Source organism: Oleiphilus sp. HI0132, assembly GCF_001635845.1.
Genome location: NZ_LWGJ01000585.1, coordinates 1 through 726 on the forward strand (window position 1 = coordinate 1; position 726 = coordinate 726).

Below are 726 nucleotides of genomic sequence, written 5' to 3' on the forward strand. Positions count from 1 at the left end.
AAAGAGAGCCATTTGGAATGATGACGACTCGGTTGTCGCCCGTCTTTAGAATGGTGTTGAAAATCTGAATTTCAGATACGCTTCCGATGTAGCCCTGAGCTTCAATCAGGTCTCCTACCTTGAAAGGCTTGAATAGCAGAATGACAACGCCTCCGGCGAAGTTGGCTAGGCTTCCTTGAAGAGCTAGGCCAACAGCTAAGCCGGCAGCACCGAGTACTGCCACAAATGATGTTGTCTCGATGCCGACCATCGAGGCAACTGAAATCAACAAGACTACTTTCAGAATAACTGAAAGAATGCTGCAGACGAATTGACCAAGCGTCGCATCGACCTTGCTTGTGAGATTGTTGTTAAGAGTGCGTATGAAGCGATTGATGACCCATAGGCCGATGATGAGCGTAACGATCGCTAAGACCAGTTTGGGGCCGTAACTTAAGCTGAGTGTGTAGGCTGTCTGTAACAGCTCTTGAATCTGATCGCTGCTTTGATTGATATCTTCCATTTAAGCTTCCTTGATTAAGTAAAAAAGTGAGTTTGAAATTTAAATTCAGAAGCATAGACAGAAGCAAAAGAGAAAAAGTCACAAAGAAAGTTTATTTATATTTCATTGATCTGAGTGCGTGTGTGTTATTGGGAATTGATCTATGATTCTTTGTTCCGGTGTCCCGTATTCGCCAACATTCATCATTATTGCCGAGGATTAAAATGAAAGACGATACCATCGCA

The 726-nt window shown here is 43.3% G+C and carries 1 protein-coding gene; it reads right to left on the minus strand.

Annotation, left to right across the window (positions count from 1 at the left end):
- Window positions 1-502: mechanosensitive ion channel family protein (locus A3766_RS07155; protein WP_156508752.1), on the minus strand; the 502-nt coding region annotated here is incomplete at its 3' end.
- Window positions 503-726 lie beyond the last annotated feature (224 nt).